This is a genomic window from Brucella sp. 22210, from assembly GCF_052045675.1.
In the GTDB taxonomy this organism is placed as follows: Bacteria; Pseudomonadota; Alphaproteobacteria; order Rhizobiales; family Rhizobiaceae; genus Brucella.
Map to the genome: position 1 here is coordinate 1 of NZ_JBQEPD010000097.1, position 3933 is coordinate 3933.

Genomic DNA, 3933 nt, shown 5'->3' on the forward strand with positions numbered 1-3933 from the left:
AGAATGGCAAGAGCTATTCGGTCTCGAGCAATCTCGGCTTCCGCGTCAAGTGGTAAGCTGAACACCAAACAAACATCTGGCCCCGGTTATTCGGGCCAGAATTACAATCCTCCATCTCGCACCTCTACTGACCTCGGGATGTGAGATTTCCTATGGGAGGATCCACGTTCAGTCCTGTCTTCTGCAAACCGATGAGAAGCGGTAAGCGGGGACAAAAGTGCAGGCCGGGAAAGAAGTCTCAATCTCTTGCCCGAAGGCGCTTACGGATTGAATTGTACACAAGCAACGGGAAGGCGACGGGCACTTGACTCCGTTGGATATAGTCCGGGCCTTCGACGTGCCCCGGTCCTGATCATCTCCAAGTCAGGACTGGTCGAGAGGAGGAGGCATAAGCCCCCCCAGCCTCCTCCTCATCTTTTTTGGAAATCAGTCCACAGGACTGATTTCTGATCCTGCTTTGATCGGAAAAAATGCGGCTAAACAAAGAACCGGAGCACCGATCTGACGCAAGGAGATCAGTGCTCTAACTGATTAAACGCGCATCATGATCGCAATGAACGGGAACGCTTTGCAAAACAGGGCGGTAGGTTTCAAGCTAGTTGGCGAGGGAGGTCGGCAGAAATGGCAAAAGCTCTCCAGATGACCCAGTCCATCCATTCCAAAGAGCTTGGATTTTTCTAAGTAAACCGGAATCACAAGCGTAATTACTATTGGTTACTCTCTTTCGACACATTGTTAAAATACCAAATTTGTCGTCATTAATCATAGTTGGCGGCCTTTGACTATTCCATCAATTTATATTCAATGAATTTTAGATAAGAATAAGACTATGAGTATGTTCAATGATGACGTACTTGGAGAAGTTTATAACTTTCTGTTAAGAGATATTTGTGACGTGTTCGATACTTTTTCGAATGATGTCCTACCTCAACAAACAATCCGGTATTATTTGCAACAAACTTTCCATTCGAAATTGCTTCAAGTATGGGAGCGCGTTCTAACTGTCGAACTTAATCTCGCCGAACGCGACGGGCTTTTAGAGGAATTGACCCCAGAAGTCCGATTTGGTTTTTTTGTAGCCAAGCTCCAGAAACCCGGTAATTTTGCTGCGCTTGATAAGGATCTGACAGGTGCGACTAACCGTCATGCCAAGCGCTATTCGGCCGGCATGCACTGCCAGCTCGATACCGCCGCATCGTTAATCATTAAATCCGGAGTGTTGGTCCTCGGCGAGTCCACGACTGGGCTCGATCAGAAAGCGCGCCAAGACGTCTGGCGGATGCTGCGCGAGCTGTGCGCGGCAGATGTCACACTCCTGCTTATAACGCAGTATCTGGAGGAAGCCGACCAATTGGCCACCGGGATAACGGTGATCGACCCCGGCAGAAAGATCGCCGAATGCGCGAGCTATGAACTGAAGGCGCGGATCGGCTCCGGGTGCTTGGACATGAAGGCTGTCGATCCCGCACAAGCCGATCGGATGGCAGCGCAGCTTAAAGCTGAACTCGGGCCTACCGTGCAGCGCGCGGTGATGACGTGGGGCTAGCCGCGGCGGCTGGTCCGGTGAAGGAAGCCAACGAGGTGCTTGTCGAGTTGATTCAAGTTGACATTGAGCTATCCGATTTCTCCATGGTTCGCCCAGCCCCGCCGAAGTCTTCTCTGCGCTTACCGAGGCACCGTCCAAGCAGATACATGAGCGAGAGGAAGTCGCATGACCAGGCTACATCCTGCAGTGCTTCCCTTCGTCCATCCGCCACGCCCGGCATCGGTGCTGCTGTTGCTCGTAATGTGGCTTTTTCGGGGCAGCTAGGGGCGAGTGGTACATGGCTGAGCCTTCCTTCGAAGATGGCGGTCCCGCCCGGGCGAACCGGAGGCTCCGCCTATGCGCCACCATGGATTTGCACGCACGCATTTCAGTTTCTGACTATTGGATAAAGCAATGAACCGACTTCTGCCCCAAGAAACCGACAACGACCACGGAGCGACGGACCCCGCAATCGAAACGGGCATCAAACCGCCGCACGCTGATGGCACGCTCTTTCCCTTGGCTCTTTCTCAGCGGGAAATCTGGCTCGATCAGGTCATTCACGAGGGCCAGCCGCTCTATAATCTTGGTTCCTATTTGCATATTCCCTGCAAGGTCGATCTTCAGCGCTACCGCCAGGCGGTTGATCTGCTTGCGCGCAAGCATGATTGCCTGCGGATCGTCTTGACGGAGGAGAATGACGAAGATGGTTTCCCGCTCCAGACGTTTCGCGAAGACACCCAGAACGAGGTTGTCTTTCTCGATCTCTCGCAATATGCCGATCCGCATGCGGCCGCGCTGGACTGGATGCAGGAGCGGCTGAATGAACCCTTTAAGCTGTCTGGCGCTCTTCTTTGGAAAAGCGCGTTGCTGAAGATCGCCGATAGCTGCTTCTACGCCTTCTACTTACCTCATCACCTGATCCTCGATGCTTGGGGAGGCGGACTTCTCTACGATTCTCTCGGGGACATCTATTCCGCCCTCGAGGCAGGTCGGGTACCCGATCTGAGCGCTCCCTCATACAAGGAGTTTATCTTGAATGAGAAAGCCTATCTGATTGGGGCGACATTTCAGCGTCAGAAAGCCTATTGGAAGAAAAGGCTTCACGATCGCCCCGCGCGCGCTTTCTTACCCCGAGACCAAGCCGAAGGAGCGCCCACGCAGTCGGGATGTTGCCAGCTTTCTTTGGGACCGGATATTTCCTGCCGGTTGCAAGCTTTTGCCCAAGAGCAAGGTGCGACACCGTTCCAAGTGCTGTTGGCGGTGTTGTATGTCTATCTGGCTCGCACGACCCAGCAGGATGATATTGTCATCGGCATGCAGATTCTGAACCGTGGCGGCATCCAAGCCAAGCAAACGATGGGCCTGTGCGTCAGCACCATCGCGGAGCGTATCTCCTGCGGCACAGGCCTTGTCTTTACCCAGTTGCTGCGCGAAATTGTCTCGGGTTTGAGGCGCGACTATCGCCACCAGCGGTTTCCGTTGAGTGCGTTGGACACGACAGCCGTAGCCCGCGCCGGTGCTGAGGATCGTCTCTATGACGTCAGCATCTCCTATGAGCGTCACCACCACAGGGCCCGGTTTGGTTCTACGCAGTGCACCGGGTTTGTGCTGCAGTATGGCAACTTGCAAACGCCTCTAACGCTGATCGTCAGCCAGGGTGACGAGAGCGAGACCTGCATCGACTTTATATATAATTGCACCTATTTTGAGCACTCCGAAATCGAGGTGATGATGGCGCGCTTTCGTTGCATTTTGGAGCGTGTCTTTCAGGTGCCGTCCACATTGGCGTCCGCACTCGACATCCTGCCGGACACCGAGCGCCACCGTTTGCTAGTGGAGTGGAACGCGACTGCGGCGGTCTATCCGGCGGACAAATGCGTGCATGAACTGTTCGAGGCGCAGGCGGCCGAGCGGCCGGACGCGGTGGCGCTCGTGTATGAGGAGGCCACTCTCAGTTATGGCGCTCTGAACGCGCGGGCGAACCGTCTGGCACATCATCTGATATCCCTCGGTGTCGGCCCGGACTGTCTTGTCGGATTGTGCGTGGAGCGCGGCTTCGACATGGTGGTGGGGCTTCTGGCGATCCTCAAGGCGGGCGGAGCGTATGTGCCGCTCGACCCGTCCTATCCGGCCGAGCGGCTTGCCTATATGCTGGGCGATGCCGCGCCGGTGGCGGTGCTTACCCATAGGCGCGTGGATGGCGCGGCGCGTGCTGTGCTGCAGGACGCGGCGTCTGCCGCCGGCGGTCCGGCGCTGATCGACATGAAGGCCGACGCATCCCTGTGGGCTGACCGGCCCGCCGGTGATCCAGATCCCGCTGTTCTCGGCCTGACGCCGCGCAACCTGGCCTATGTCATCTACACCTCCGGATCGACCGGACAACCAAAGGGTGTGATGAACGAGCA

2 protein-coding genes are annotated in these 3933 nt (G+C 55.6%); both read left to right on the forward strand.

The features are described from left to right. Positions 1–829: 829 nt before the first annotated feature. Positions 830–1546, forward strand: a complete 717-nt coding sequence (locus tag ACTJKP_RS26470; RefSeq protein WP_440632778.1) for a hypothetical protein — start codon at positions 830–832, stop codon at positions 1544–1546. Positions 1547–1939: 393 nt separating this feature from the next. Beyond that, positions 1940–3933, forward strand: a 1994-nt coding sequence (locus ACTJKP_RS26475; RefSeq protein WP_440632779.1) for a condensation domain-containing protein, incomplete at its 3' end; no start/stop codon positions are given.